The 24,508-nt window shown below is 65.7% G+C and carries 27 protein-coding genes; 15 read left to right on the forward strand and 12 right to left on the reverse strand.

All coding sequences use genetic code 11. The annotated features are described in order from the left end of the window. Positions 1 to 7: 7 nt before the first annotated feature. The 3 genes from AC6CHP_RS05285 (at position 8) to AC6CHP_RS05295 (ending at position 1,583) form a co-directional block, all read left to right on the forward strand. Positions 8 to 367 (forward strand): non-heme iron oxygenase ferredoxin subunit, encoded by a 360-nt coding sequence (locus AC6CHP_RS05285; protein ID WP_104187267.1) that lies wholly within the window; start codon positions 8 to 10, stop codon positions 365 to 367. Positions 368 to 447: 80 nt separating this feature from the next. Continuing rightward, positions 448 to 1,236, forward strand: coding sequence for a Fe-S cluster assembly ATPase SufC (sufC, locus tag AC6CHP_RS05290; RefSeq protein WP_498228423.1), 789 nt, complete (start codon positions 448 to 450; stop codon positions 1,234 to 1,236). 14 nt (positions 1,237 to 1,250) lie between these two features. Beyond that, positions 1,251 to 1,583, forward strand: a complete 333-nt coding sequence (locus tag AC6CHP_RS05295) for a metal-sulfur cluster assembly factor (protein ID WP_066275677.1) — start codon at positions 1,251 to 1,253, stop codon at positions 1,581 to 1,583. 164 nt (positions 1,584 to 1,747) lie between these two features. On the opposite strand, the gene ypfJ is transcribed toward AC6CHP_RS05295, so the two are convergent. After that, positions 1,748 to 2,626, reverse strand: a complete 879-nt coding sequence (gene ypfJ, locus AC6CHP_RS05300; RefSeq protein ID WP_498228425.1) for a KPN_02809 family neutral zinc metallopeptidase — start codon at positions 2,624 to 2,626, stop codon at positions 1,748 to 1,750. 59 nt (positions 2,627 to 2,685) lie between these two features. On the opposite strand from ypfJ, the gene AC6CHP_RS05305 reads away from it, so the two are divergent. Both AC6CHP_RS05305 and AC6CHP_RS05310 read left to right on the forward strand, forming a co-directional pair. Then, the gene (locus tag AC6CHP_RS05305) at positions 2,686 to 4,092 is read left to right on the forward strand and encodes a class I adenylate-forming enzyme family protein (RefSeq protein ID WP_498228427.1); all 1,407 of its coding nucleotides are present in this window, start codon (positions 2,686 to 2,688) and stop codon (positions 4,090 to 4,092) included. Further along, a complete protein-coding gene (locus tag AC6CHP_RS05310; RefSeq protein WP_498228429.1) occupies positions 4,082 to 5,260 on the forward strand; it encodes a thiolase family protein in 1,179 nt (392 codons plus the stop codon). Before AC6CHP_RS05305 ends, AC6CHP_RS05310 begins: the two co-directional genes overlap by 11 nt. Before the next feature lie 20 nt (positions 5,261 to 5,280). Here the strand turns inward: AC6CHP_RS05310 and AC6CHP_RS05315 are convergent, their stop codons facing one another. The 4 genes from AC6CHP_RS05315 to AC6CHP_RS05330 form a co-directional block, all read right to left on the reverse strand. Beyond that, positions 5,281 to 5,904: an energy-coupling factor transporter transmembrane component T family protein gene (locus AC6CHP_RS05315; RefSeq protein ID WP_190611746.1), complete on the reverse strand. Its 624-nt coding sequence runs from the start codon at positions 5,902 to 5,904 to the stop codon at positions 5,281 to 5,283. Then, on the reverse strand, positions 5,901 to 6,626 hold the full coding sequence (locus AC6CHP_RS05320; protein WP_498228431.1) for an energy-coupling factor ABC transporter ATP-binding protein: 726 nt from the start codon (positions 6,624 to 6,626) through the stop codon (positions 5,901 to 5,903). The genes AC6CHP_RS05315 and AC6CHP_RS05320 overlap by 4 nt, the downstream gene beginning before the upstream one ends. Positions 6,627 to 6,636: 10 nt before the next feature. Continuing rightward, positions 6,637 to 7,281: a biotin transporter BioY gene (locus AC6CHP_RS05325; RefSeq protein ID WP_498228433.1), complete on the reverse strand. Its 645-nt coding sequence runs from the start codon at positions 7,279 to 7,281 to the stop codon at positions 6,637 to 6,639. Between the two features lie 201 nt (positions 7,282 to 7,482). Continuing rightward, positions 7,483 to 9,270, reverse strand: a complete 1,788-nt coding sequence (locus AC6CHP_RS05330; protein WP_498228435.1) for a multicopper oxidase family protein — start codon at positions 9,268 to 9,270, stop codon at positions 7,483 to 7,485. A gap of 291 nt (positions 9,271 to 9,561) precedes the next feature. Between AC6CHP_RS05330 and AC6CHP_RS05335 the strand changes: the two genes are divergently transcribed. The 4 genes from AC6CHP_RS05335 to AC6CHP_RS05350 all read left to right on the forward strand — a co-directional run bounded on the left by AC6CHP_RS05335 (position 9,562) and on the right by AC6CHP_RS05350 (position 13,599). Next, positions 9,562 to 11,097, forward strand: coding sequence for an alkaline phosphatase (locus AC6CHP_RS05335; RefSeq protein ID WP_377192038.1), 1,536 nt, complete (start codon positions 9,562 to 9,564; stop codon positions 11,095 to 11,097). A gap of 84 nt (positions 11,098 to 11,181) precedes the next feature. Continuing rightward, a complete protein-coding gene (locus AC6CHP_RS05340) occupies positions 11,182 to 11,724 on the forward strand; it encodes a hypothetical protein (RefSeq protein ID WP_498228437.1) in 543 nt (180 codons plus the stop codon). Positions 11,725 to 11,859: 135 nt separating this feature from the next. Next, positions 11,860 to 13,233: a right-handed parallel beta-helix repeat-containing protein gene (locus AC6CHP_RS05345; RefSeq protein ID WP_498228439.1), complete on the forward strand. Its 1,374-nt coding sequence runs from the start codon at positions 11,860 to 11,862 to the stop codon at positions 13,231 to 13,233. 186 nt (positions 13,234 to 13,419) lie between these two features. After that, the gene (locus tag AC6CHP_RS05350; RefSeq protein WP_498228441.1) at positions 13,420 to 13,599 is read left to right on the forward strand and encodes a hypothetical protein; all 180 of its coding nucleotides are present in this window, start codon (positions 13,420 to 13,422) and stop codon (positions 13,597 to 13,599) included. Between the two features lie 24 nt (positions 13,600 to 13,623). Here the strand turns inward: AC6CHP_RS05350 and AC6CHP_RS05355 are convergent, their stop codons facing one another. Together AC6CHP_RS05355 and AC6CHP_RS05360 are read right to left on the reverse strand one after the other, a co-directional pair. Then, positions 13,624 to 14,316, reverse strand: a complete 693-nt coding sequence (locus tag AC6CHP_RS05355) for an LmeA family phospholipid-binding protein (protein WP_498228443.1) — start codon at positions 14,314 to 14,316, stop codon at positions 13,624 to 13,626. 69 nt (positions 14,317 to 14,385) lie between these two features. Beyond that, the gene (locus AC6CHP_RS05360) at positions 14,386 to 15,195 is read right to left on the reverse strand and encodes an alpha/beta fold hydrolase (RefSeq protein WP_498228445.1); all 810 of its coding nucleotides are present in this window, start codon (positions 15,193 to 15,195) and stop codon (positions 14,386 to 14,388) included. 162 nt (positions 15,196 to 15,357) lie between these two features. On the opposite strand from AC6CHP_RS05360, the gene AC6CHP_RS05365 reads away from it, so the two are divergent. Then, on the forward strand, positions 15,358 to 16,956 hold the full coding sequence (locus AC6CHP_RS05365) for an ABC-F family ATP-binding cassette domain-containing protein (protein WP_498228447.1): 1,599 nt from the start codon (positions 15,358 to 15,360) through the stop codon (positions 16,954 to 16,956). 129 nt (positions 16,957 to 17,085) lie between these two features. Here the strand turns inward: AC6CHP_RS05365 and AC6CHP_RS05370 are convergent, their stop codons facing one another. Genes AC6CHP_RS05370 through AC6CHP_RS05385 form a run of 4 tightly spaced genes read right to left on the reverse strand, consistent with a single transcriptional unit; the run spans position 17,086 to position 19,142 of the window. Continuing rightward, positions 17,086 to 17,562, reverse strand: a complete 477-nt coding sequence (locus AC6CHP_RS05370; RefSeq protein WP_498228449.1) for a YbaK/EbsC family protein — start codon at positions 17,560 to 17,562, stop codon at positions 17,086 to 17,088. 3 nt (positions 17,563 to 17,565) lie between these two features. Then, positions 17,566 to 18,441: an SURF1 family cytochrome oxidase biogenesis protein gene (locus AC6CHP_RS05375; protein WP_377192050.1), complete on the reverse strand. Its 876-nt coding sequence runs from the start codon at positions 18,439 to 18,441 to the stop codon at positions 17,566 to 17,568. Next, a complete protein-coding gene (locus AC6CHP_RS05380; RefSeq protein ID WP_188729759.1) occupies positions 18,442 to 18,711 on the reverse strand; it encodes a hypothetical protein in 270 nt (89 codons plus the stop codon). Further along, positions 18,708 to 19,142 carry a DUF3099 domain-containing protein gene (locus AC6CHP_RS05385; protein ID WP_498228451.1) on the reverse strand — a complete coding sequence of 145 codons (435 nt, stop codon included), beginning with the start codon at positions 19,140 to 19,142 and terminating at the stop codon, positions 18,708 to 18,710. Before AC6CHP_RS05385 ends, AC6CHP_RS05380 begins: the two co-directional genes overlap by 4 nt. Positions 19,143 to 19,296: 154 nt before the next feature. Here AC6CHP_RS05385 and AC6CHP_RS05390 point away from each other — a divergent pair, with 154 nt between their 5' ends. Together AC6CHP_RS05390 and AC6CHP_RS05395 are read left to right on the forward strand one after the other, a co-directional pair. Then, positions 19,297 to 20,022, forward strand: coding sequence for a beta-ketoacyl-ACP reductase (locus AC6CHP_RS05390; protein ID WP_066275721.1), 726 nt, complete (start codon positions 19,297 to 19,299; stop codon positions 20,020 to 20,022). Positions 20,023 to 20,149: 127 nt separating this feature from the next. Beyond that, positions 20,150 to 20,914, forward strand: coding sequence for an SDR family oxidoreductase (locus tag AC6CHP_RS05395; protein WP_498228453.1), 765 nt, complete (start codon positions 20,150 to 20,152; stop codon positions 20,912 to 20,914). A gap of 143 nt (positions 20,915 to 21,057) precedes the next feature. On the opposite strand, the gene serB is transcribed toward AC6CHP_RS05395, so the two are convergent. Then, on the reverse strand, positions 21,058 to 21,951 hold the full coding sequence (gene serB, locus AC6CHP_RS05400) for a phosphoserine phosphatase SerB (RefSeq protein WP_188729755.1): 894 nt from the start codon (positions 21,949 to 21,951) through the stop codon (positions 21,058 to 21,060). 100 nt (positions 21,952 to 22,051) lie between these two features. Here serB and map point away from each other — a divergent pair, with 100 nt between their 5' ends. The 3 genes from map to AC6CHP_RS05415 all read left to right on the forward strand — a co-directional run bounded on the left by map (position 22,052) and on the right by AC6CHP_RS05415 (position 24,503). After that, positions 22,052 to 22,822: a type I methionyl aminopeptidase gene (map, locus tag AC6CHP_RS05405; protein WP_188729753.1), complete on the forward strand. Its 771-nt coding sequence runs from the start codon at positions 22,052 to 22,054 to the stop codon at positions 22,820 to 22,822. Positions 22,823 to 22,913: 91 nt separating this feature from the next. After that, positions 22,914 to 23,699: an ABC transporter ATP-binding protein gene (locus AC6CHP_RS05410; protein ID WP_066275729.1), complete on the forward strand. Its 786-nt coding sequence runs from the start codon at positions 22,914 to 22,916 to the stop codon at positions 23,697 to 23,699. Positions 23,700 to 23,717: 18 nt separating this feature from the next. Then, positions 23,718 to 24,503, forward strand: coding sequence for a sulfite exporter TauE/SafE family protein (locus AC6CHP_RS05415; RefSeq protein WP_188729751.1), 786 nt, complete (start codon positions 23,718 to 23,720; stop codon positions 24,501 to 24,503). Positions 24,504 to 24,508 lie beyond the last annotated feature (5 nt).

The following is a 24,508-nucleotide window of genomic DNA, read 5'->3' on the forward strand; positions in this document are numbered from 1 at the left end:
GTTACAGATGACTGACCAGCCAAAGGGCGAGCTTGTCTGCAAGGCGGATGAAATCCAGCTGAAGCAGGCGCTGCGGATCCTGATTGATGACTACCCGGTGGCGATCGTCAAAGACTCCATGGGGGAGATCCACGCGATTGGCGACACCTGCTCGCACGCGGACATTTCGCTGTCCGAGGGCGAGGTGGAGGGCTGCGCCATCGAGTGCTGGGGCCACGGCTCACAGTTCGACCTGCGCAGCGGTGAACCGCTGCAGCTCCCGGCCTACGATCCGGTCCCGGTGTTCGCCGTCGAGATCGTCGGGGACGAGGTCTATGTGGACGTCACCAATGTCCTCAACGGCGCCGAGGCTCCCAACTTCAGCTAGCACCACAGAATTACGAACCAACTTCCAGACAGAGACCGCACCGCCGCCGCCCAGGCCCGGTGCAGAGGAGAACAAGACACATGTCTACTCTTGAGATCAAGGACCTGCACGTCAGCATTGAGACGGAGCAGGGCACCAAGGAAATCCTGAAGGGCGTCAGCCTGATCATCCGGACCGGCGAAACCCACGCCATCATGGGCCCCAACGGCTCCGGCAAGTCCACGCTGGCCTCCACCATCGCAGGACACCCGCGCTACAACGTCACCAGCGGCTCCATCACCCTCGACGGCGAAGACGTCCTGGAAATGAGCGTTGACGAGCGTGCCCGCGCCGGCGTTTTCCTTGCCATGCAGTACCCGGTGGAGGTCCCCGGCGTGAGCATGACCAACTTCCTGCGCACCGCCAAGACCGCCATCGACGGCGAAGCCCCCAAGCTCCGCACCTGGACCAAGGACGTCAAGGCTGCCATGGAGCAGCTGCGCATCGACGCCGACTTCGCCCAGCGCAACGTCAACGAGGGCTTCTCCGGCGGTGAGAAGAAGCGGGTGGAAATCCTCCAGCTGGAACTCTTCAAGCCCAAGTTCGCCATCCTGGACGAGACCGACTCCGGCCTGGACGTTGACGCGCTCAAGGTTGTTTCCGAGGGCGTCAACCGCGCCCACGCCGAAGGCAAGATGGGCACTCTGCTCATCACGCACTACACCCGCATCCTGCGCTACATCAAGCCTGACTTCGTGCACGTGTTCGTGGACGGCCAGGTTGTTGAGGAAGGCGGCCCGGAGCTTGCCGACCGCCTCGAAGAAGAAGGCTACGACCGCTACGCCAAGGGTGCCGGCGCAGCCGCTGCACCCGCCGTGGTGCAGGCCTAGTAAGGACTTTCGCCATGACCGAAATCAACGCGGCACGCACGAGCCTTGAGGACGTAGAGGAGGCGCTGAAGGATGTCATCGACCCCGAACTCGGCGTCAACATCGTTGACCTGGGCCTGCTGTACGGCCTGAAGTACTCGGACGACGACGGCGCACTGCTGATCGACATGACGCTGACCACCGCAGCCTGCCCGCTCACCGACGTGCTCGAGGAGCAGGTGGGCAAGGCCCTGGACGGCGTTGTTGATGACTGGCGCCTGAACTGGGTCTGGATGCCGCCATGGGGTCCGGAACGGATCACCGACGACGGCAAGGACCAGATGCGGGCCCTCGGCTTCAACATCTAGATCCCCACCGCCTCCCTAAACTCGCTTCGCTCAGTTAGGGAACCTCCCAACTACCTCCCCAATCTCGCAAGCTCGATTGGGGCCCCTCGGTAGCGTGGGCCCAGGTACGACGACGGCCGGTTACCTTCATCGCGAAGGTAACCGGCCGTCGTCGTTCTCTGGGGTTACAGGGTGGGTGCCGAGAACGTGTCGCACTGGTTGATGTCGCCGGTCTCGTAGCCCTTATAGAACCAGCGCTGGCGCTGTTCGCTGGAGCCGTGGGTCCACGCCTCCGGGGAGACCCGCCCGGTGGCCGCTTCCTGGATCCGGTCATCACCAACAGCGGAAGCGGCGGACAGGGCGTCGTTCAGGTCCTGCTGGGTGAGGGGTTCCAGGAACGGCTGGCCGTCGGGCCCGGGCTGGGTTGATGCATGCTTGGCCCAGAGGCCCGCGTAGCAGTCGGCCTGCAGTTCCACGCGCACGGCGCCGGATTCAGGTCCCTGCGGATCCTGCTGGGCCTGGTCGAGGTTTCCCAGCACGTTCTGGATGTGGTGCCCGAACTCGTGGGCCACCACATATTCCTGCGCCAGGGGTCCACCCGAGGAGCCGAACCTGTCCACCAGCTCCTGGAAGAACCCGGGGTCGAAGTACGCGGTGGTGTCGGTGGGGCAGTAGAAGGGTCCAACAGCACTGGAGGCCGTGCCGCAGCCGGTGCTGACACCCTGCTCAAAGATCACTGTCTCCGGCTGCGGGTACTGGACGTTGTACTGCTGCAGGTAGGCAGGCCAGAAGGCGTTCAGGCTGTTCACGGTGCCGGTGATGCGGCAGTCCACCCGGGCATCCGCGTCCGCTCCTGTCAGGCAGGCGGGAGCCGTGCCCTGGCTCTGCGGCTCCTGCCCGGCCCCGGCCAGGCCCTCCAGCAACTGTGGATTGACACCCAGGAGTGCCGCGATGAGAAGGATGAGCCCACCGCCGATCCCGCCGCCCACTTTGACTCCCCGGCCCATGCCGCGCCGGTCCTGGACCTGGGAGGGATCCAGCTGCACATTGTCGTTGAAACTCATAAAGTCACAATACCCGCGGACCAGAAGCTCAACCGGTGCCGGCCGGTAAAGTTGATCCGATGCCTTTCCTGAACAGAATCCAGCGCTGGGCCGAGGAACGGCCCCACGACACCGCCGTCGTGATTGCCGGGCGCCGCCTCTCCTGGGCGGAGCTCCGGGACTCCGCTGCGGCACTGGTACCCCACACCAAATCCGTGACCTCCCTGTGCGAGGCCAACTCGGTTGACTTCGCGGCGAAATTCGCCGCGGCAGTGGCCGCGGGACGCCAATGCGCCGTCCTCGATCCTGCCTGGCCGGGCCCCCTGCAGGAGGACATGAAGCGGCGCGTGGACGCGTGCGCCCAACCCGCGGCGGTGTCCCCGGATGACGAGCTCGCGGACGGCGATCCCGGGTCCACCTTCCTGATCGGGCTCACGTCCGGTACCACGTCGATTCCAAAAGCCTTCACGCGGTCCCGGCGGTCCTGGCAGGAATCCTTTGAGGCCTCCATCCAATTCTTCGGGCTCCGTGCGGACGATGTGACCCTGGCACCGGGCCCCCTTGCCGCCAGCCTCAACCTGTACGCGCTGGCCGAATGCCTCTACGCCGGTTCGGAATTCCAGACCCTTGCAACCTTTGACGTGGGCGACGTCCATGCCGCCATCACCCACGACCGCGTCACCCGGCTGGTGCTGGTACCCACCATGCTGCGGATGCTCAGCGAGCGCGGCCTGACCGGATGCGTGGATGCCTCCGGCGTCCGGAGCATCATTTGTGCCGGCTCGAAGCTGGACGCGAGGACCCTTGAGGCTGCCCGCCGCTGGGCCCCGAATGCCACCATCTTCGAGTACTACGGTGCTTCCGAGCTGAGTTTCGTCTCGGGGGCGGGGCTGGCCGCCAGCCAGCTCGCCGTCCTGGGTGGAACGGGGATCGGCCGGGCGTTTCCGGGTGTGGACGTGCGGATCCTCGATGATTCGGGGCGGCAGCTGCCCGATGGGGAGGCCGGAAACATCTGCGTCCGCAGCGCCATGGTCAGCAACGGCTACCTCTGGGGTGATGACGGGGAGGCCCTGAAGTCCTTCGACGGCTGGTTCACGGTGGGCGACCAGGGATACCTGGCCGAAGGGGACCTGCACATCCTGGGCCGCCGCGCGGACATGATCCTCACCTCAGGCAGGAACGTCTACCCGCATGAGGTGGAACTGGCGCTGTCGGCGGTGCCGGGTGTGTCCGCCGCCGTCGCAGCGGGAATGCCCGACGACTTGCGCGGGGAACGGGTCGTGGCCGGTGTTGTCCCCTCCCATGGCGGCATCACGGCCACCCAGCTCCGTGCCGGGCTTGAGGACCTCCTTGCCCGGGACAAGCGCCCGCTCCAGTACTACCTGCTGACCGAACTCCCCACCACGGACCGGGGCAAGGTCAGCCGCAACCTGCTGCTGGACTGGATCGCTTCCCGGGACCGCAGGGTGCGCAGCCTTGACAGCTGAGATGCTCCCGCCGGACCGGCAGCCTGTCATTATTGCCGCCCGCCGCACTCCTGTGTGCCGCACCAACGGTGCCCTCCGGAGCCTGCGTGCCCACGAACTGCTCGCGCCCGTGCTCCGGGAGCTCCTGGCGGGAACGGGGGTGGAGCCCGGCAGAGTCGCCGACGTTGTGATCGGCAACGCCGTGGGCGGCGGGGGAAACGTTGCACGCCTTGCCCTGCTGGAGGCAGGGCTGCCGGTCAGTGTTCCGGGGATTACCGTGGACCGCCAGTGCGGCTCCGGACTCGACGCGGTGGTCCTGGCATCGCGGCTGGTGGCTGCGGGCGGAAACCCGCTGTACCTTGCCGGGGGAGTGGAGAGCACCAGTACAGCGCCGCTGCGTGCCTACAGGAACGACGACGGCGGGCCGGATTTCTACGCGCGGGCACAGTTTGTGCCGGCCGGATTCGGCGATCCGGACATGGGCGTGGCTGCAGAAAACGTGGCGCGGGAGTTCGGCGTCAGCCGTGAACGCCAGGACGCGTTTGCCCTGCGCAGCCACCGCCTGGCGCTTGCCGCCAAGGACGCCGGGGTGTTCGACGACGAGCTGGTCCCCTTGGATACGGGCGCAGGGACTGCCGGTGCGGACGATGGCCCCAGGCGGGGGCTCAACGCCGCCGTCCTGGCCCGGTTCGCCGCCGCCTTCGTTGACGGGGGAACTGTCACCGCGGGGAACTCCTGCTTCGACGCCGACGCTGCATCCGCCGTCGTCATCACGTCCCTGCAACGGGCACGGACCCTGGGCGCCGTGGACGGGTTGCTGGTGCTGGGCAGCGGGACGGCTGGAGTGGATCCTGAACTGCTGGGCGTCGGCGCCGCCACCGCAGCCCGGGACGTTCTGTCAGCCGCGGAGGTGTCAGCGGACCAGGTGGACCTGGTGGAGTTCAACGAAGCCTTCGCGTCGCAGACGCTTGCCTGCCTTGACCAGGTGGGAATTAATGCTGAGCGGGCCAACCTCGACGGCGGCGCGCTGGCCCTGGGCCATGCCTACGGCGCGTCCGGTGCCGTCCTGGTGACCCGCCTGCTGGCCCAGGCACGCCGGGCCGGAACACCGGGAAGCCTGGCGCTGGCCATGATCAGCAGCGCCGGCGGCATGGGCACCGCTGCGCTGCTGGAATACCAGCGGCTTTAAAACGCGGTGCCCCGGGGGCGTCAGTCTTCCGCTTCCCCGAGCCCGCGGGCGGCGAGCGCCTCGCCCGTCTGGCGCGCAAACGCCACCGAGGTGATGAAGACAGGCAGGATCAGGGCACGCGGATTGCGCTCCAGCCCCCGTGCCCGGGCGGAGTCCCGGACATCGGCGAAGGTGCCGGCGATGTAGGGGATGCTCCGCAGCATGATGGCGATCGTCAGGGCGAACCGCTCGGGGTCGGCGCCGAAGCGCTTGAAAGGGCCCGCTGCCCTGACCACTCCGTCAAGGAGCCGTTGCACGGGAGTGGTGGCAGTGAGCAGGGATGCAGCCACCACGCAGACCAGGATGTTCAGGACAATCCGCGCCGCCGTAGGTGCTCCCAGCATCCACCACTGGAACACCCCGATGACTGCCAGCACGGCGGCGAGCGGCCGGATGGCGGCCCAGAGCTTCTTCAGGCCCGCTCCGGTCAGGAGGAACAAGCCGCAGAGCCCGGCCAGGACTGCCAACGACACCCGCCAGTCCACCACAATGAACGAGGCCAGGCCGCAGCCGAAGACCAGGAGGAACTTCAGCCCCAAGGGTGCCCGGTGGATGAAGGACTGTCCCGGCACGTAATTGGCCAGCAGGAAGCCGTGGCCCCTCATCGCGGTTTTCCCGCCGGCAGGCCGTCGCGGCACAACGTCCGGTAGTGGTCGACGGCCGGCGCCGCGCCGCCGTCGAACACTACCTCGCCCTTTTCGATGACCAGCACCCTGTCCATCTCCAATGCCAGCTCAAGGTCATGGGTGGACATGATGATCTGCTGGTCCAGCCCTGCCAGGGTCCTGCGCAGGAGTTCAAGGTTACGGAGGTCCAGGAGGGTGGACGGCTCATCGAGGACCAGCACCGACGGGTTCACCGCGAGCACTGCGGCCAGGGCCATGAGCTGCCGTTCCCCGCCGGACAGCTCGTAGATGCTCTGGTCCGCCAGCTCCAGCAGGCCCAGCCGGTCCAGTGCCGCTTCGGCCGCTTGCCGCCTCTCCTTACCGTTACGGACGGAGCGCCGCAGGGACAGCTCCACGTCCTCCCGGCCCGTGGGCATCACCAGCTGGGACAGCGGATCGGTGAAGACAAAACCCACGTTCCGGCGCACTGTCCGGACGTCGCGTACCGTATCCGCGCCGTCCACCGTGACCTTGCCCTCCGTTGGCTGGACCAGGCCGTTGACCAGGCGGAGCACTGTGGACTTACCGGAGCCGTTGGCGCCGATGACGCCGATCCGCTGTTCGGTGAGCTCCAGGCTTATGGCCTCGAGCAGGACTTTCAATACCGGTGCGCTGTCCGTTTCGACGGCGACCGTCACGCCATCAAGGGTCACGGCGGGCATGGCGGGTCCCTTAGACTTTCGCGGGCCTGGCGGCACTGCGCCGGACGCGGCGCACCAGGATGTCCGGGAAGGCCCGGTGGAGTGCGACGGCGATGACGGCGGCCAGGATGTTCTTCACCATGTCACCCGGGTAGAACACCAGGTCGCTCAGGAAAGCCTGCCCGAGGGTGGCCTTGGTGTTCAGCGCGATCCCGGCGATGCCGAGGGAATGGACCACAACGGCGCTGGTGACGGCGGCAGAGACGAAGAACCACAGAGCCCTGGCCTTGGTGGTCCGCCGGATCACGATGGTGGCCAGCCAGCCCACAACGCAGGCAGCGATCGGGAAGGCGATGATGTAGCCGGCTGAAGGGCCGGCGAGGATGCCCAGGCCGCTGCGGCCCTGGCTGAAGATGGGAAGGCCGGCGAGCCCCAGCAGGGTGTAGAGTCCCACGGCGGCGAAGGCCCGTCCCGGTCCAAGAACCAGGCCGGTCAGCATCACGGCCAGCGTCTGGAAGGTGATGGGGACGCCGAATCCGTTCACGGCCAGGCCGGGGACCAGGGCTGCGCCGGCAACCAGGGCGGCGAAGACGGCGATCAGGCCAAGGTCGGTGGCGTTCCAGCGGCGGCGCCCGGTGCTGGCGGGATTCTTAAAGGCGGTGTCGGTGTTGCTCATGGCAGTCCTGTCGGGGTTGTACAAGCGGAATCTAATGTACTGCCGACGTTACTGGTGCGGAACTGCGGGTATTTTGTAGGGGGTCTACTAATCGGGTTGCCTGCAGCTACATGCTGGGCACAAAGGTCGTGGGTTTTCCCTGCCGCGTGGTGGTGAACGTGGTGCCTTAAAGGTGAACGTGGTGCCTTATAGGGGCAACCGTTATTCGATGACGTAGCGCTGCATCATGTCGTTGTCCTCGTGTTCGAGGATGTGGCAGTGCCAGACGTACTCGCCTGTGAACGAGGAGCCGATGGCCAAGGGTGCTCCACCCGCTGCACCCGCCCCAAACGGAACACTGATCCGTGTCACTTCTCCCGGCATCGACACTACGGTGTCCTTCCAGCCCCGCTCGTTGGCCGGTGCCGCCTTGGGGCGGCCCATCAGGAACGGCGTGACGGGCACGCTGTTGCCCTGGCCCGGCGTCACCAGCCCGGTGGCAGGATCCACGTATCCGGTGGCGGCAAGGTATTTGCCGACGTCGAAGCGCTGGCGGTTGAGGACCTGGAACTGGGTGAAATGGAGGTGGATGGGATGCGCGTCCACTGTTGTGTTGATCAGCTCCCACTCCTCAAGGGTGTCGCCCTGCACGGCGGTGACGTCGGTGGTGTGGAAGGGGCGGTTGTTCAACAGGGCCATGATGGGGATGCCCGCGGCATTGAGGACTTCCACGAGGGTCATCTGGCGGGTGGCCGCCGTGGTCAGGCCTGCCAGCCTCGTCATGGGCTGGGGCCGCAACTGTGCGGGCAGCGGCGCCGCATAACCTTTCTGGCTTTGCACGGTGAACTGCATGATTTCGCGGAGCGGAACCCCGCCTTGCTTCGCCGAGACCGGGCCGTCCGGATAAGGGGTGGGGGCATTGTTGCCCAGGACCACCTTGGATCCGGCGGACAGGCCGGCAAAGTCCACCACAAGGTCCGCCCGCTCGCCCGGGCCCAGGACCAGTTTGTTGAGCTTTGCCGGGGCGTCGAGGAGACCCCCGTCCGTGCCGATCTGGGCGAACGCGAGCGCGTTTCCGCCCGCCACGAACTTGAGGTTGTAGAACCTTGAGTTGGACCCGTTGTACACGCGGAACCGGTACTTTCCCTGGTCCACGTCCAGGTTCGGCCAGCACTTTCCGTTGACCGTTGCCACATCCCCGAAAAACTCCGGCGCCCAGGGCCGTGGAGTGCCGTCGCTGGTCGTCAGCACCGGATTGGGCGGGTAGGCGAAGGATCCATCGGGATTGAACATCCGGTCCTGGATGACCAGCGGCACCTCGTATGGGGGCGGCGGGAGGTGGGTTCCGTCTCCGGTGTCGATTCCGGTCCCGGACGGCCCCGGGGCGTCCCGGATGAGGTAACCGCCGGCCAGCCCGGCGTAGACGTTGAGGCGGGTGATGCCCAGCGCATGGTCGTGGTACCAGAGCCCGGCGGCATCCTGGTTGTTGTCGTAGTGGTAGGTGTAGGAACTGCCGGGGGAAAAGACCTGTTCAGGGCCGCCGTCGGACCCTGGCCTGGTGTTGCCGCCATGCAGGTGGGTCGAGGTGCGCGGGGCGTTGGCGTCGTCGCTGCCGGCCGGCACCAGCTCATTGTCGACGGCGAATGCCAGCGGGTGCTCTCCCAGCTGGTTGTGCACAGTGAGGGCGAACGGGGTGCCGCGTTGCGCCACGATGACGGGCCCGAGGTACGTTTGCGACGCGCCGGCAGCCCGGTAGGCGAACGTGTCCGTGGGGTCAAGCTTGCTGTGGAAGTTGTGCTCGGCGTTGATCATGGATAGTTCGGTCTGGCCGCCCGCCCGCATATCGATGACCCCTAGTTCGGCCAGCGTGGGCAGCTGCTCGGAGAACATCGTCAGTGGACCGGGCTGCCGGGCAAATGTGCGGGCAGCCAGTGCGGCATCCGGGTGGACCAGGATGCCGGCGCCGGCTACTGCGCCGGCCTGCAACAGCTGGCGTCGGGTTAGATACATCGCGGACTCTTTTCGCTCGAAAGATGAGTCCCCCTTGATTGACGGTACGAGTCCGGTGCGGCCTGGAACAGGGCCGTTGGGCCCGCGGTTCACGGCACCTCAAGATTGGCTGAAGAAATCGGAAGGATGGAAACGTTTCCTTCCTTCCGCCGTCACTGCTTCCTATGGTGGTCTTACAAGCTCGTCTAGGGGGGTGGATTCTTTGGTAACCGACGATGCGCCTGCTGGAAGGAGAAACGAAAAAGCCACGCCGATTTCGACTTCCGCCCCCGGCTGGGAAAGGACCCGCTCATGAGATACGTTCCGGCCGCACTCATGTCCGATGGCCCTCCGAGGAAGATACGCGGGATCGTGTGGATCGTCCTTGGCGCGGTCTTGGCGATCTCGCTGGTCGCGTACGCGGTGTTCACTGCCACCAGGCCGGCGCCCGCAGCCCTCCAATCGCCGGCGAAAAATGTCATCTACCTGCTGGGCGACGGGATGGGCCGCTCCCATGTCACGGCGGCCAGGGAACGCTACTACGGCGCCGAGGGCAGGCTGGTGATGGAGAGCCTCCCGTCCCACGGTTCGGTCAGCACCTATTCCGTGGAGAAGAACTCCGGCCAGCCCGGGCAGGCCGGCTTCGTGCCGGAGCTGGTCACCGCGTCCCCCGCTGCGGCCACAGCCTTCGCCTCGGGGGTGAAAACGTATAACACTGCCATCGGGGTGGACGCCAAGGGTGTTGTGGTGCCGACCATCATGGAATTGGCCAAACAGGCCGGCTACCGCACAGGCAACGTTTCCACTGCCGAAGTGACCGATGCAACGCCCGCCGGGCAGATGAGCCACGTCCTCGCCCGCGGCTGCCAGGGACCGGACTACTCCGCCGATGCGTGCCAGGATACCGATGTGACCGGCGACAAGCTGCCCACCAGTGATGTCCGGGTCACCCCGATCGCAGACCAGATCGCCCGCAATGGCACCGCCGACGTCATTTTCGGCGGTGGCATGGCCCGGTTTGACGCCAAGGATGAAACCGCGCTGAAGGAGCAGGGCTACTCGATCCTGGGGTCTGTGTCGAGCCGGATCCCCGCCACACGCGCCGACCTGAACGGGGCCTCGGGTGAAAAGGTTTTTGGACTGTTCAATACCGGAAACCTGACCCTCGAAAAGGCCAAGAAGGACAACCCGGACAGACCCCAGGCGGAGGAACCGTCCCTGCAGGAGATGACACAGAAGGCCATCGAACTGCTGGACCAGGAGCAGAGCAACGGTAAAGGTTTCTACCTGCAGGTTGAAGGTGCCCTGATCGACAAGCGCTCCCACGACAATGACGCGGCCCAGACACTGGATGAAGTCAAAGCCTTCGACGACGCCGTCGCCGCTGCCCTGGACTTCGCGAAAAGGGACGGCAACACCCTGGTTATTGTTACCGCAGACCACGAAACGGGCGGTTTCAACATTATTGAAAAGGGCTCCTTCACGAACGCGGAAGCAGCCGGGCCCCCACCGAACGTCGATTTCGGGAACAGCGCCAACAGCTCCACCCCGACCCGGAACGGCGGAAACTTCAAAGACGAGGAGCGCTCGACCGGAATCATCAACGGCGAAGGTTCAGAGGATCCGAAGAACTTCGGTCCGGCCACCTTCCGGACCCCCAATGACCCCGCCGACGTCAAGGACGGTTCCAAGGAAGCCAGCCTTTGGCTGTCCTACGCCTCGGGAAACCACACGGGCGCCGACGTGCCCATATACGCCTACGGGCCAGGTGCGGAACAGTTGCAGGGCAGCGTGGACAACACCGACCTGTTCGACATCGTGGGCCAGGCCCTGCGCGTCCTGCGCTGAGATGAGCGTGAACGACCACCGCAGAATGGCCGCAATCCGGGTATCTGGCACCCCGCGGCCGCCGCAGACGCAGGAGGGGACACGATGAACTGCAAGCCCTGGATTCTCCTGATGGCAGCCCTCGCTGCTGCCTCGCTGGCTGTGCTTGCCCCCGCCGTACTGGGTGGTCGGCCATCTGCCCCTGCGCCCGGTGCGGACAGCGTCCCGCAGGCATCCGCTGCCGCCAAAACAACCTTCCCAGGCCTGGCCAGTGCCGAAGGAGAACCGGACTTGGCAGGACTCCGGACAACCCGGCCGGCCCCGGGCCAAATCCTTGGAATCCAAGGCCCGTTCGATGACAGGATCCTGTTCAAGGACCTGGCTTTTGATGGACAGGCGGCCACGGGAACAGTCAGAGTCACCAGTGATGTCAGCGACCTGCTCGAACTCCAGGTGCTCGCCGGCTTCTACGATGACCGCGGCAACCTCCTTGGCACGGCCCGGTTTGTGCACCATCTCGGCACGGAAGGCCATGCACACTCGGGACCGTCTGAAGAAGGAGAAGAGTTCAGCATCCCGGTACCGGCCGGGCTTGCACCCCTAGCTGTCTCAGCAGCCGTAGGCGTACCCGTCCTCGTCAACGAGTAGCGCGGAAACGTGCACCGGATCGCCGGTACGTTCGGGTACCCGGTGTGCATAGTCCTGTTTTTCGCTGACGGCTTCCCTGCCGGTTGCAACCGGATAAAATCGCTCGTGAGATATCCGTGAGGACCATCCCCGGCAATGAAACTACCTCCGAGACCATTCAGCCGCCGCACGCTCCTCAAGGGGGCCGCTGCCGGCGTCGCAAGTTCCGCTGTGTTCACGGACGAACGCACCCCTTCCCGCGTGGGCAGGAACACCCGGTATGTGACCGTCTTTGGTTCCGACTCGGCCCCGGGCACTGAGGCAGCCCCGTGGCGCAGCCTCGCGCGCGTCCAGGACGCCCTCGGCAGCGGGGACCTGCGCCGCGGCGACGCCGTCCTGCTCAAGCGCGGCGACACATTCTTCGGCACCCTCCACGAGCCGTCCATCCAGGGCACATCGGGAGTCTTTACGGTGGGCGCCTACGGCACCGGCCCACGCCCCAAGGTTGCCGGCTACAAGGTCAGCAGACGGGCCTGGATCCGGCACACCACCGGGGTTTGGAAGCTGGACATCACCGCCCGGTCCGGCCAGTACAGCGGCAACATCGCCGCTCCGTCCACCAATGTTGGTTTCCTGAAGGTGGCGGGCCTCATCCGTGGATGGAAGCGGACCAGCCTGGATGCACTGGCGAACCAGTGGGACTTCTATAGCGACGAGACCTTTGTGTACGTCAGGTCGAACTTTGACCCGGGCGACGGCGTCGAAATCGCCATCCAGCAGGACGGCATCCGGCCCGCTTCCCACAGCATCCTGGATGGCATCCATATCGAGGGTCATGGAGCACACGGTATTGCGACCGGGGGGTCGGAGAACATCCGCATCAGGAACTGCCGCCTGGAGGACCTTGGCGGATCCCGGCTGAGCGCCGACGGCACCCGGTACGGCAACGGCCTCGAGGTCTGGATCGGCGCGTCCAACATCATCATCGAGGACAACACCATCCGGGAATGCTATGACGTCGCCTTCACGATGCAGGGGACGGCAATGCAGGATGCAAAGTCGTGGACCGACATCCACTTCCGGAACAACCGGGTGGAGAACTGCAACCAGACCTTCGAGATGTGGTCTGCCGGCGATGCGACTCCAGGGTCCGGGCACATCCGCTGCACTTTCACAGACAATATCTGCACTGACGCGGGCTACTCATGGGCTGCGACCATCCGGCCGGACACGGACGGCAAGGGCACCCACATCCTCACGTATGACACCGAGCTGCCCATGGATGTAGAGGTCACGCGGAACCAGTTCATCGGCGCGCGGGACAGCTACATCAACATCAGCGGAGACAGGACGGCCCCCAAAGGGCTGAACCTGCACCACAACGTCATCAAGCTCGGGCCAGGCAAGAAAACCGACTACCAGACCGCGGAGACTATCGAGCAGGCCGCACACTGGCAGGCGCGCACCGGTAAGGAGCGCGGTTCAACGTTCGGTGTGCTCACCACCGGCCGTTGCGAAGGGCAATCATGAACACGCCGGGAAACATCCGGGTCCGATGCTCAGGATTTGATCAAGAGCATTGCCTGGATGGCTGGCGAGGCCTACGGTCAGGTGCATGACTCCAAGATCGAGCAGGCATGACGCCCGTGCGACAGGACCCGAAGGGTAAACGGACTGATGCGGCAGCGGAACTTCCCTAGCACGGGCGGGCTCTGTGTGGGCGCCCTGATTCTCGTTATATCGCTCATCGCCCAGCCTGGTGACCCGAATTCGGTGATAGTCAGGGACCTCCTGATCACCTTCAGCGCCGTCTTCACCGGAGCAAACGCGGTCGGGCTCCTGGAACTTCGACGGCGGCAGGAAGTTCCGGACGTATTGACTAAGAAACCCACCTAGGGCCACAGATCAGGGCGGGCGCCGTCATGGAACGAGCTTGACGTTCGCGCCGGAGAGCCCCGCACGGAAGCCGTCGCCCTGGACCGCGACGTCCTGAAGGACGAGGCCCTCGGGGAGGCCCTCAATGCTGTGCTCGATGGTCACGAGCCTTCTTACGGCGGCACCGAGGGCGTCGGAGAGGAAGCCGGGCCCGCCAATGTCGATCGAGCGCGGCTCAACAACCAGCCTGCCGGCGTCGACCCTGACTGTGCCCGTGGCGTTGACGTCCAGCTTGCGGCCCAAGACCTGGACTGTGCGGACCACCAGAACCTGGCCGCCGTCGGCGGCGCGGACCACGGTCCCATCACCGAGTTCCCCGGCAACGACGTCGAACGGAACGGTCGCGTCCACGGCGAGGCGTTCAGCAACCATCCCGCCCGGCCCCGTGACCACGCCCTGCCCTTCGGCCCTAACGTCGTGAAGCAACGAGCCCGCGATAGCCACTGTCCCGGCGTCCAGGGCAAGATCGGCGAGCCACACCTCATCCCCGCGCAGGTCGGCGGGAGGCTCGGCGCCCGCCGTGGGTTCAGCGCCCGTCGTGGGGGAGGGCGCAGGCGCTGCTGCCACCCCGCGCACCGGACTGCTCACCACCCACCACGCGATTGCAACCGCAAGACCCAGGACGATGACCATCCCAGCAGCACCGATCAGCCAGTCCTTGGCACGCGTCCACTCCATCAGGACAGTCTGAAGGCTCGCCCCCGGGCCGCGAAACCCCAAACCGCACTTGCTGCTACTCGATCTGCCTCAGACCCCCATGAACTGACGGAGAGCCGCCACCCAGGAGTGGAACGCATCCAGATGGCTGTCATGGGACGCCCCGGGCAAATCCACGCGCTCGACCCTGCGGCCGCGCTCGCAGAACTCGGACTTGTCCTCCGCAGCGAACATCCCGTGTTCTCCATACACAACGAGCGTTGGTACAGCGATGCTCTCCCACTCGTCCCAGCGGGGCGCGGCCAATCCTTTGATTGCGGCCACCATGACGTCAGCCTCAAACCGCGGCCACAACCCGTCCGACCTGTCCTCCAGGTCAGCCACCCACGCCCGGGCCAAGGGTCCGTCCCCAAGAAGCTCCTGTGCTGTTGTGCGGCTTCCGAAGGGCACAGGCCAGGACCGGAAGTATTCACCCAAGAGTTCATGCTCGTCCACGCCTCCGCCGCGTGCGCCGGTCTCAAGAAGGACCAGCCGGGAGACCAGGTCAGGGCGCCCGGCTGCCACCAGCATCGCCGTGTGCCCGCCCAGAGACTGGCCAATAAGGGTCACGGGTGCGCTGGCCACTGATTCGATAACACGTACGACGTCGGCAATAAAGGCTTCGCGGGAAAGGTCGCCCGGCCGGGTGGTACTTCTGCCGTGGCCGCGGAGGTCGATCAAAACGGTTCGGAATTCCGGTAGCGCAAGGGCCGTCTGGACGAACTCACCCGCACTGCCGGCCAATCCATGCAGGATGACGACAGGCGCTCCGTCGGCCGGTCCCAGTTCGAAGCCGCGGATGTGAACGCCGGGCCCGGTACTGACTCCGAAAGTCCGGGCAGGGAAGTCCATCAAGGTCATGCCGCAACGCTAGCTGAACAGGCGGCTGCAGACGGGGCGTTCTGCGTGGACGTTGCCGGACGGTAGACTTGGATGGGCCGTTCTCCGGCCACTCTGCCCCGGCTCCCTCCCAACATCGTGCGAGGGCTGCGGCGTTCCCTGTTGTGAAAGGCCTTACCTGCTGTGATTACTGTCCAGGATCTTGAACTGCGTGCCGGCGCCCGGCTCCTGATGGACCAGGTGAGCTTCCGCATCGACAAGGGAGACAAGATCGGCCTGGTGGGCCGTAACGGCGCCGGGAAGACCACCCTCACCCGGGTCCTCGCCGGTGAAGGACTCCCCGCCGCGGGGAAAGTGACCCGTACCGGCGAGATCGGCTACCTGCCGCAGGATCCCCGGACGCCGGACATGGAGCAGCTCGCACGGGACCGTATCCTGTCCGTCCGTGGCCTGGACATCGCCGTCGGAAAACTGCGCCTGGCGCACGAGGAAATGGCCAGCGAGGACGCGGCGGTCCAGCGCAAGGCGATGAACCGTTACGAACGGCTCGAATCCGAGTTCCTGGCAGCCGGCGGCTATGCCGCCGAGGCCGAGGCAGCAGCAATCTGCTCCAACCTGGCCCTGCCGGACCGCCTGCTGAACCAGCCGCTGAAGACCCTTTCCGGTGGCCAGCGGCGCCGCGTGGAGCTGGCACGCATCCTCTACTCGGATGCCGAGACGATGCTCCTCGATGAGCCCACCAACCACCTCGACGCCGATTCCATCGCCTGGCTGCGTGACTTCCTCAAGAACCACCAGGGCGGCCTGATCGTGATCAGCCACGACACCGAACTGCTCGAAGCCACCGTTAACAAGGTGTTCCTACTGGACGCCAACCGCGCGCAGATCGACTTCTACAACATGGACTGGAAGCGCTACCTCACGCAGCGCGAAACCGATGAGCGCGCCCGCAAGCGGGAGCGCGCCAACGCCGAGAAGAAGGCCCAGGTCCTTTTCGACCAGGCCAACAAGATGCGCGCCAAGGCCACCAAGGCGGTTGCCGCCCAGAACATGGCCAAGCGCGCCGAACGGCTGCTCAGCGGACTCGAGGCCGTCCGGGAAAACGACCGCGTGGCAGCACTGCGTTTTCCGGACCCCTCGCCGTGCGGCAGGACCCCGCTCACTGCCGAGGGCCTCAGCAAGTCCTACGGTTCGCTGGAGATCTTCACGGACGTGGACCTGGCCATCGACCGCGGCTCCAAGGTGGTCATCCTGGGCCTTAACGGTGCCGGCAAAACTACCCTCCTGCGGATGCTCGCGGGCGTGGACCAGCCTGACACCGGTGACGTTATAGCCGGCCACGGCCTGAAGGTGGGCTACTACGCCCAGGAGCATGAAACCCTCGACGTGGACCGGACCGTCCTGGAAAACATGCGCTCCGCCGCCCCGGACATGAAGGACGCCGAAGTCCGCGGCATCCTGGGTTCGTTCCTGTTCTCAGGCGACGACGTCGACAAGCCCGCCGGCGTCCTCTCCGGCGGTGAGAAGACCCGCCTGGCCCTCGCCACTATCGTGGCCTCCAGCGCCAACGTCCTCCTCCTCGACGAGCCCACCAACAACCTGGACCCTGCCAGCCGCGCAGAAATCCTGGGCGCCCTCAGGAACTACAGCGGCGCCGTCGTTCTGGTCAGCCACGACGAGGGGGCAGTGGAGGCCCTCAACCCCGAGCGCGTAGTCCTGCTGCCCGACGGCGTCGAGGACCACTGGAACGAAGACTACCTGGACCTGATTACGCTGGCCTAAGCCTTTCACTCCGGCTGGCTCCGCTACGCGGCGCAGGCGATTTCCCGCGTGCTGGCTCCTTCGTCGCCTTTGACGCACGCTACATAAATCACCTACACCGCTGCGCTCGTGCCCAATGAGGCTTGAGCATTAGCGCACCTTCAGTTCCAGGGCTTCGGTCATTTTCTGAAGCTGCTTGTAGGTGATGCTGAACATGGAGTGGTGGTCGCCTGCGCCTGCCCAGAGGCGTTGGTGCTCCCGGAGGCTCGTGTCGAGGAGCGTCCTGACTTTTTCCGGGTGACCCACCGGGGCCACTCCGCCTACCGCCTGGCCGGTGTGCTGCAGGACGAAGTCGGGGGAGGCGCGGCGAATCCTGCCCGCCCCCAACTTTTCAGCAACCAGCCTGGTATCCACGCGTGCGGCCCCGCTTGCGAGGATCAGCAAGGGCTCGCCGCCGAGGTCGAAAATCAGGCTGTTCGTGATCGCCGCAAGGTCGCAGCCGAGCGCCTCAGCAGCCGCGGACGCCGTCGGAACGCCCGCGGGAAAAGTCCGCACGGTGTCCCCAACTCCGGCAGCTACCAATGCCGCGCGCACCAAGGCAACCGGGCCGTCGTCGTGCTCCGTCATCCTTCAGTACCCCTGCGCATCCAGGAGGGCGTCTTCCTCTTCTTCGGAGGTCGCTTTCTTCCGCTTCCTGGGAGGTGAGGGGCGACGGCGGTGCTCGCCGCCTGCCGGGCGGGCCGAGCCCTCTGGCGTCCCGTCGTCGTCCTCGGCGTCGATGGCGGCGTTGCGTGCCTGCTGGCGGGCAGCGTAGCCAAAACCAACGAACATCAGCACGCCGAACGCGAACCACTGCAGCGAGTACGAAAGGTGTGTGCCTTCCTCGGTGGAAGGCTTCGGGAACGGGAACGGCATCTCCGCTGCAGGCGGCGTCTCCGACGCGAGCTGGCCGTACGCCCCGGTCAACAGCGGATACCCGAGCTGTCCGGCATAAGCGGCAAGGTCGATGGATGCCAGCTGGCCTTCGGGGGCGCCGCGCTGGAGTTCGGGCTCGGGATGCTTCAAACGCACGACGGCGGTCACGTCACCGGCAGGGGGTTCCGGCACCGAGTCCGGGGCGCCTGGATTATCGTTGCCGATGGGCAGCCAGCCCCGGTCGATGACCACTGTCTCACCGGAGTCAAGACGGAACGGGACCACCACTTCGTAGCCCGGCTGGCCATTGAGCGGACGGTTCCGGACCACGCGCTGGCCGTCGGTGAGGTACGTGCCCCTCAGCTCCACCTGGGTCCACTCCATGGCGGGGTCCAGCTCATCAAATTGCTCCCTGGCGTCCGCGAACGCGATGGGAGTTGCCGAGTAGTTGGTCACCACGCGGTTGATTTCGGCCAGGGTCTCGGCGCGCCGGTCCATCTGCCAGCGGCCCAGGAATACGCAGGCGGAGGCGAAGATGGCAGCCAGCAGCAGATAACCCAGCCACTTGCTGGAGAAGAGGAAACGGTACATTCAGCTGTCCTGCCCTGAGCCGCCGGACGCCCGTGCGTCGTCGAGGGGCAGGGTTTCCTTCCAGAGGCCCCGCGTCTGAAGGTAGTCCTCCAGCCATTCCCGGTGGTCGGCGCAGGCAAGCCAGGTCTTGCGGCGTTCCGGTGAATGGATCTTGGGGTTGTTCCACAGGAGCTGCCAGGAAGCCTGCGCCCGGCATGCCTTGCGGGAACAGATGGCACCGGCTTCCGCCATGGCGGGATCGGTGCCGGCGGCGAAGTCGAAGATGCTCACGAGGCCTTCCTTTCCTGCCCGGACGGAGATTTGTCGTCGTCAATAATCAGCTCGCCCTGCAGGAGTTCACTGCCGGGATCCTCCCCGGCGGGCCGCACCGGCGGGCTTTCCAGCTCAGCCAGCGGGGCCGAATCCAGCAGGAGGTCGCTGTGGCCTTCGGCTTTGTCGTTCCCGTTCGCGATGATCACGGCGATCCAGGGCAGGAACACCGCGCCGGCCACCGGAATGACCTTGAACCAGCCGTCCACCACGAAAATCAGGACCAGGCACACCATGCGGATTCCCATGGCCAACGCGTACTTGATCATGCGCTGGCGCATGTCCTCCGAATGGGCTCCAGCGGCATCCGTGATGCTGTGGACTTCCGAATCACCGGAGAACCGGCCGGGTTCTCCAGGCGCGGATTGTCCCGCATGGTTTTCAAGGGTCACGGTGGTTTATCACGCTCCAAAGGCTTGCATCAATTCTCTCACCATCGGCAGTGGCGCCCAAACCCGGGCCGGGTCGGGCGCTAAGATCGAAGTCAGCCAAATCACCCCCATCTACAGCGGCCCCAGCGCGCCGCAGAATTCCGGAGCCTCCTACATGACTGAAGCAGCCACAGCCCCCCGCAGCGTCCTGATCACCGGCGGCAACCGCGGCATCGGCCTGGCCATCGCCGAGGCGTTCCTGGCCAACGGCGACAAGGTTGCCGTGACCTACCGCAGCGAAACCAAGCTGCCGGAGGGGATCCTCGGCGTCAAGGCGGACGTCACGGACGAGGCATCCGTGGACGCGGCCTTCAAGGAAGTGGAAGCTGCCCACGGCCCGGTGGAAGTCCTGGTGGCCAACGCCGGCATCACCAAGGACACCCTGCTGCTGCGCATGAGCGAAGACGACTTCACGTCCGTCATCGACACCAACCTCACCGGCGCTTTCCGGGTCATCAAGCGCGCCTCCAAGGGCATGATCCGGCTCCGGAAGGGCCGCGTTGTGCTGATCTCCTCCGTGTCGGGCCTGTACGGTGCGCCCGGACAGATCAACTACTCGGCCTCTAAAGCGGGCCTGGTGGGCATCGCACGCTCCCTGACCCGCGAACTCGGTTCGCGGGGCATCACCGCCAACGTCGTGGCGCCCGGCTTCATCAACACGGACATGACTGCCGAACTTCCCGAAGCCACCCAGAAGGACTACCTGTCCAGCATCCCGGCGGGCCGTTTTGCCGAGGCCTCCGAGGTTGCCAACGTGGTCCGCTGGATCTCCAGCGACGAGGCCGCCTACATCTCCGGAGCCGTCATCCCTGTTGACGGCGGCCTGGGCATGGGGCACTGACCGGCGCCGGCAAACTAGCAGCCAGGCGCTTCTTTGTGTAGGTCACACAAGGGAATTGTCCGGGGCCGCTGGCATGATGGACTGCAGGCCATCAGCAATTTAGACGTTTCAGACAAAAGGAGCCCGCATGGGACTGCTGGATAACAAGACTGCCATCGTGACCGGATCCTCGCGCGGAATCGGCGCGGAGGTAGCCAAGAACCTTGCCCGCGAGGGCGCCGCCGTCGTGGTGAACTACCGCCAGAAGGCACCGCGCGCCAATAAGGTTGTGCAGGGGATCGAAGCCGACGGCGGACGTGCAGTGGCCGTGGGCGCGGACCTCACCACCCAGGAAGGCGTGCAGGCGCTGGCCTCCGCGGCCATGGAGAACTTCGGTTCCCTGGACATCCTGGTGCTGAATGCCTCCGGCGGCATGGAAACCGGGATGGGCGAGGACTACGCACTCAATCTGAACCGCGACGCCCAGATCAACATGCTCAACGCTGCCGTGCCGCTGATGAAGGAAGGCTCGCGGGTGGTCTTCGTGACCAGCCACCAGGCCCACTTCATCAACACGGTGCCCACCATGGAGGCCTACGAGCCGGTGGCCCGCAGCAAGCGTGCCGGCGAGGACGCCCTGCGCGAACTCATCCCCAACCTGGCCGAGAAGGGCATCACCCTGGTGGTTGTCTCGGGCGACATGATCGAGGGCACCGTCACGGCCACCCTGCTTGACCGCTCCACGCCGGGTGCCATCGAGGCCCGCCGGGCCGAAGCCGGCAAGCTGTACTCGGTGGAGGAGTTCGCGGAGGTTGTGGCCGGCATGGTCACCGCCGACGTCGAGTCCGGCCACACCGAATACGCCGGCGGTGCAGACTACTTCGGCAAGGGAGCCGGCCAGGCCACTAGCTAGGCCCACGCTGCCCTACACGATATGGCAGCCGCGGCAATGTCCCTTCCGGACACTGCCGCGGCTGCTCCCCACCCGCACCCTAACCTCGCAAGCTCGGTCAGGGAACCCTGCGGGCGTGGGCCCATTTCGCGGTTAAGAACGAGTCACACGCCGGCGACGTACCGGACGGCGTCGAGGTACGGCATGTTAACGGCAGCGTCCGCCACAGCCCGCACCGCAGGTTTGGCGTTGAACGCGACGCCGATGCCGGCCGCCCCGAGCATGTCCAGGTCGTTGGCTCCGTCGCCCACCGCCACAGTGTGCTCCAGGGCGATGCCCTCGGCGGCGGCCCACTCTCGCAGGTACTTTTCCTTGGCTGCCCTGTCCACCACAGCGCCCAGCACCCTGCCCGTCAGCTCGCCGTCGACAATCTCCAGCTCGTTTGCCTGCCAGTAATCCAGGCCCAGTTCGCCGGCGATTGGCTCCAGGATCTGGTTGAACCCGCCGGACACCACGGCTACCACGTGCCCTGCCGCCTTGAAGGCGGCCACGAGTTCGGCCGCTCCCAGGCTCAGCTTCACTTCGTTGCGGACGGAATGGACGACGGCGGCCGGCAGCCCTGCGAGCACCGCGACGCGGGCGTGAAGGCTTTGGGTGAAGTCCAGCTCACCGCGCATGGCGGCCTCGGTAACGGCCGCCACTTCTTCCCGCTTGCCGGCGTAGGCTGCCAGGAGTTCGATGACCTCTTGCTGGATCAGGGTGGAATCAACGTCCATGATCAGCAGCTTGCGTTCTGCCGACCTGAGGACGGCCGGGACGAGCGCCGTGTCGAGTCCGGCGATGGGGGCTTCGGCAACGGCGTGGCGCAGTGCGGCGAGCCCGGCTGCGGTGGCGTCCGGCAGCTGGAGCTCGGCCACATGGACCTGGTAGCGGCCGTCGCCGGAGGAGGCCTCGGACAGCACGGCGGCGCCTTGTGCGGTGAGGGTGGAACGGAGCTGCTCCAGCCCTGTTGGAGACACATTCAGGCCATAGCTGACCGCAGTCACGTTCGAAGTCATGCCTGCCATCTTAGCCAGCGGGGGAGGGTCCCTTGAATTCATTTCACTGCTGCTGGAAGGTGGCAAGCGGATAATATTACGCCCACACCTGGAGGAACCATTGATTGAACTGCTCACACCGCGAGAGATTGACCTGGCCCGTCCCTCGGGCCAGTTCGTAGCCAATACGCTGCGGGATCTGAGGGAGCGAACCGCACCTGGAACGAATCTCCTGGAGATCAACGACTGGGCCGCTGCCATGATCAGTGCAGCGGGAGCCCGCTCCTGCTATGTCGACTACGCTCCCTCGTTCGGCCGCGGGCCCTTTGGGAAAGTCATCTGCACGTCCGTCAACGATGCCGTGCTGCACGGACTCCCTCATGATTACGTCCTCAAGGACGGGGACCTGCTGACCCTGGACTTCGCAGCCAGCGTCAATGGGTGGGTTACGGACTCCGCCATCAGCTTCGTCGTCGGGGATTCTGCTGCCCCCGAGGACACCCGCATGATCGAAACCACCGAGAGGGCATTGGCGGCGGGCATCGGTGCGGCACAGCCCGGAGCGCGCATCGGGGACATCTCCCACGCAATCGGCTCGGTGCTCAAGTCGGCTAATTACCAGGTCAACACCCAGTTCGGCGGGCACGGCGTTGGAAGCACCATGCACCAGGACCCCCACATTCCGAACACCGGCAAAGCAGGCCGCGGATATGAGCTCCGCCCCGGCTTGCTCCTGGCTATCGAACCGTGGGTCATGGACGGCACCAGCAAACTTGTCACGGCTCCTGACGGCTGGACCCTGTGCAGTTCCAACGGCCGCCGGACCGCCCACTCCGAACACACCATCGCTGTCACCGAATCCGGACCCGTGATCCTCACGCAGCCGGCCTGACGGGCGCCTGGCAAAGCTGCCCAATCAGGGTTTCACTGTTACCTTGCCCCGGTTATCAGTCGGCCTCTTTTTTGTCCTAGTGTCTACTCCTATGAGTGATGTTCTGGAATTGGCTTCCGTCAGCGTTGTCCGAGGTAAGAAAACCCTGCTGGACAAGATCGACTGGGAAGTCAACGAAGGCGAGCGCTGGGTAATCCTTGGGCCCAACGGTGCCGGCAAGACCACGCTCCTGCAGATCGCGGCCGCGCGCCTGCACCCCAGCAGCGGGAAAGCGGGCATCCTCGACGAAACCCTGGGCCGCACCGATGTCTTCGAGCTCCGTCCGCGCATCGGCCTGTCCTCCGCCGCGCTGGCCACCCAGATCCCGGAACAGGAAAACGTCCTCAACGTGGTGGTCACCGCCGCCTACGGAGTCACCGGCCGGTGGCGTGAGGGATACGAGCGCGACGACGAGCGGCGGGCTTTCCGCCTGCTCAACGACTGGGGAATGGGCCCGCTGCTCAACAGGACGTTTGCCACACTTTCCGAAGGTGAACGCAAGCGTGTCCAGATCGCCCGCGCGCTGATGACCGACCCCGAGCTGTTGCTCCTCGACGAACCGGCGGCAGGCCTGGACCTTGGGGGCCGCGAGGAACTCGTGCACAAGCTGGGAGAGCTGGCACAGGATGAGGACGCACCGGCCATGGTCCTGGTCACCCACCACCTTGAGGAAGTCCCTCCGGGATTCACCCACGCCATGCTGCTGCGCGACGGCGGAGTGGTTGCCGCAGGCCCCATCACGGACGTGCTGACCGCAGAGAACCTCAGCAAGACCTTCGGGCTGGACCTGGACATGAGCGTCAACGCCGGCCGGTACACCGCCGTCGCCCGCCGCTAACAGCGGCAGCGCAGCATCTTGGATCTTCTCAGCAGCATCTTTGTGGCCATCGCCGGCCTCTGGGCCGGCACCATCAACGCCGTGGTGGGTTCCGGCACCCTGGTGACATTCCCCGTCCTGATCGCCCTGGGGGTCGCCCCGGTGGTGGCCTCCATGAGCAACGCCATGGGGCTGGTGTTCGGCACGGCCGCCGGCGCCTTCGGCTACCGCCGTGAACTGAAGGGGCGCGGACGCCAGCTGATGCGGCTCCTGCCGGCCTCCCTTCTCGGCGGCATCTCCGGCGCCTGGCTGCTCCTGCACCTGCCGGAGGAGGTCTTCCACTACGTTGCCCCCGTCCTGATCGTCCTGGCCCTCCTGATGGTGGTGTTCCAGCCCCGGCTGCAAGCATGGGTCCGGTCCCGTGAGGAGAACCCGGAGCACGCTGTGCGCGACAAGCGGCACGGGGTGCTGCTGGTGGTGCTCGTCTATCTGGCCGGTGTCTACGGCGGCTACTTCGTGGCTGCCCAGGGGATCCTGCTGGTGGGCATCCTGGGTATCTTCCTCACCGGCACCATCCAGAACGCCAACGCCATGAAGAACATCCTGGTACTGGGCGTGAACCTCGTGGCCGCCGTGTCCTATGTGCTCTTCGCCTTCGACCGGATCAACTGGCTTGTGGTACTGCTGATCGCCGTGAGCTCGAGCATCGGCGGACTTCTCGGGGCCAAGGTGGGCCGCCGGCTCTCACCCACGGTGCTGCGCGCAGTGATCCTGGTCCTGGGCCTGGTGGCGCTGGGATTCATGATCGCGAATCTGCTGAAATAATCACC

The sequence above is a fragment of the Pseudarthrobacter sp. GQ63 genome, from assembly GCF_059758765.1.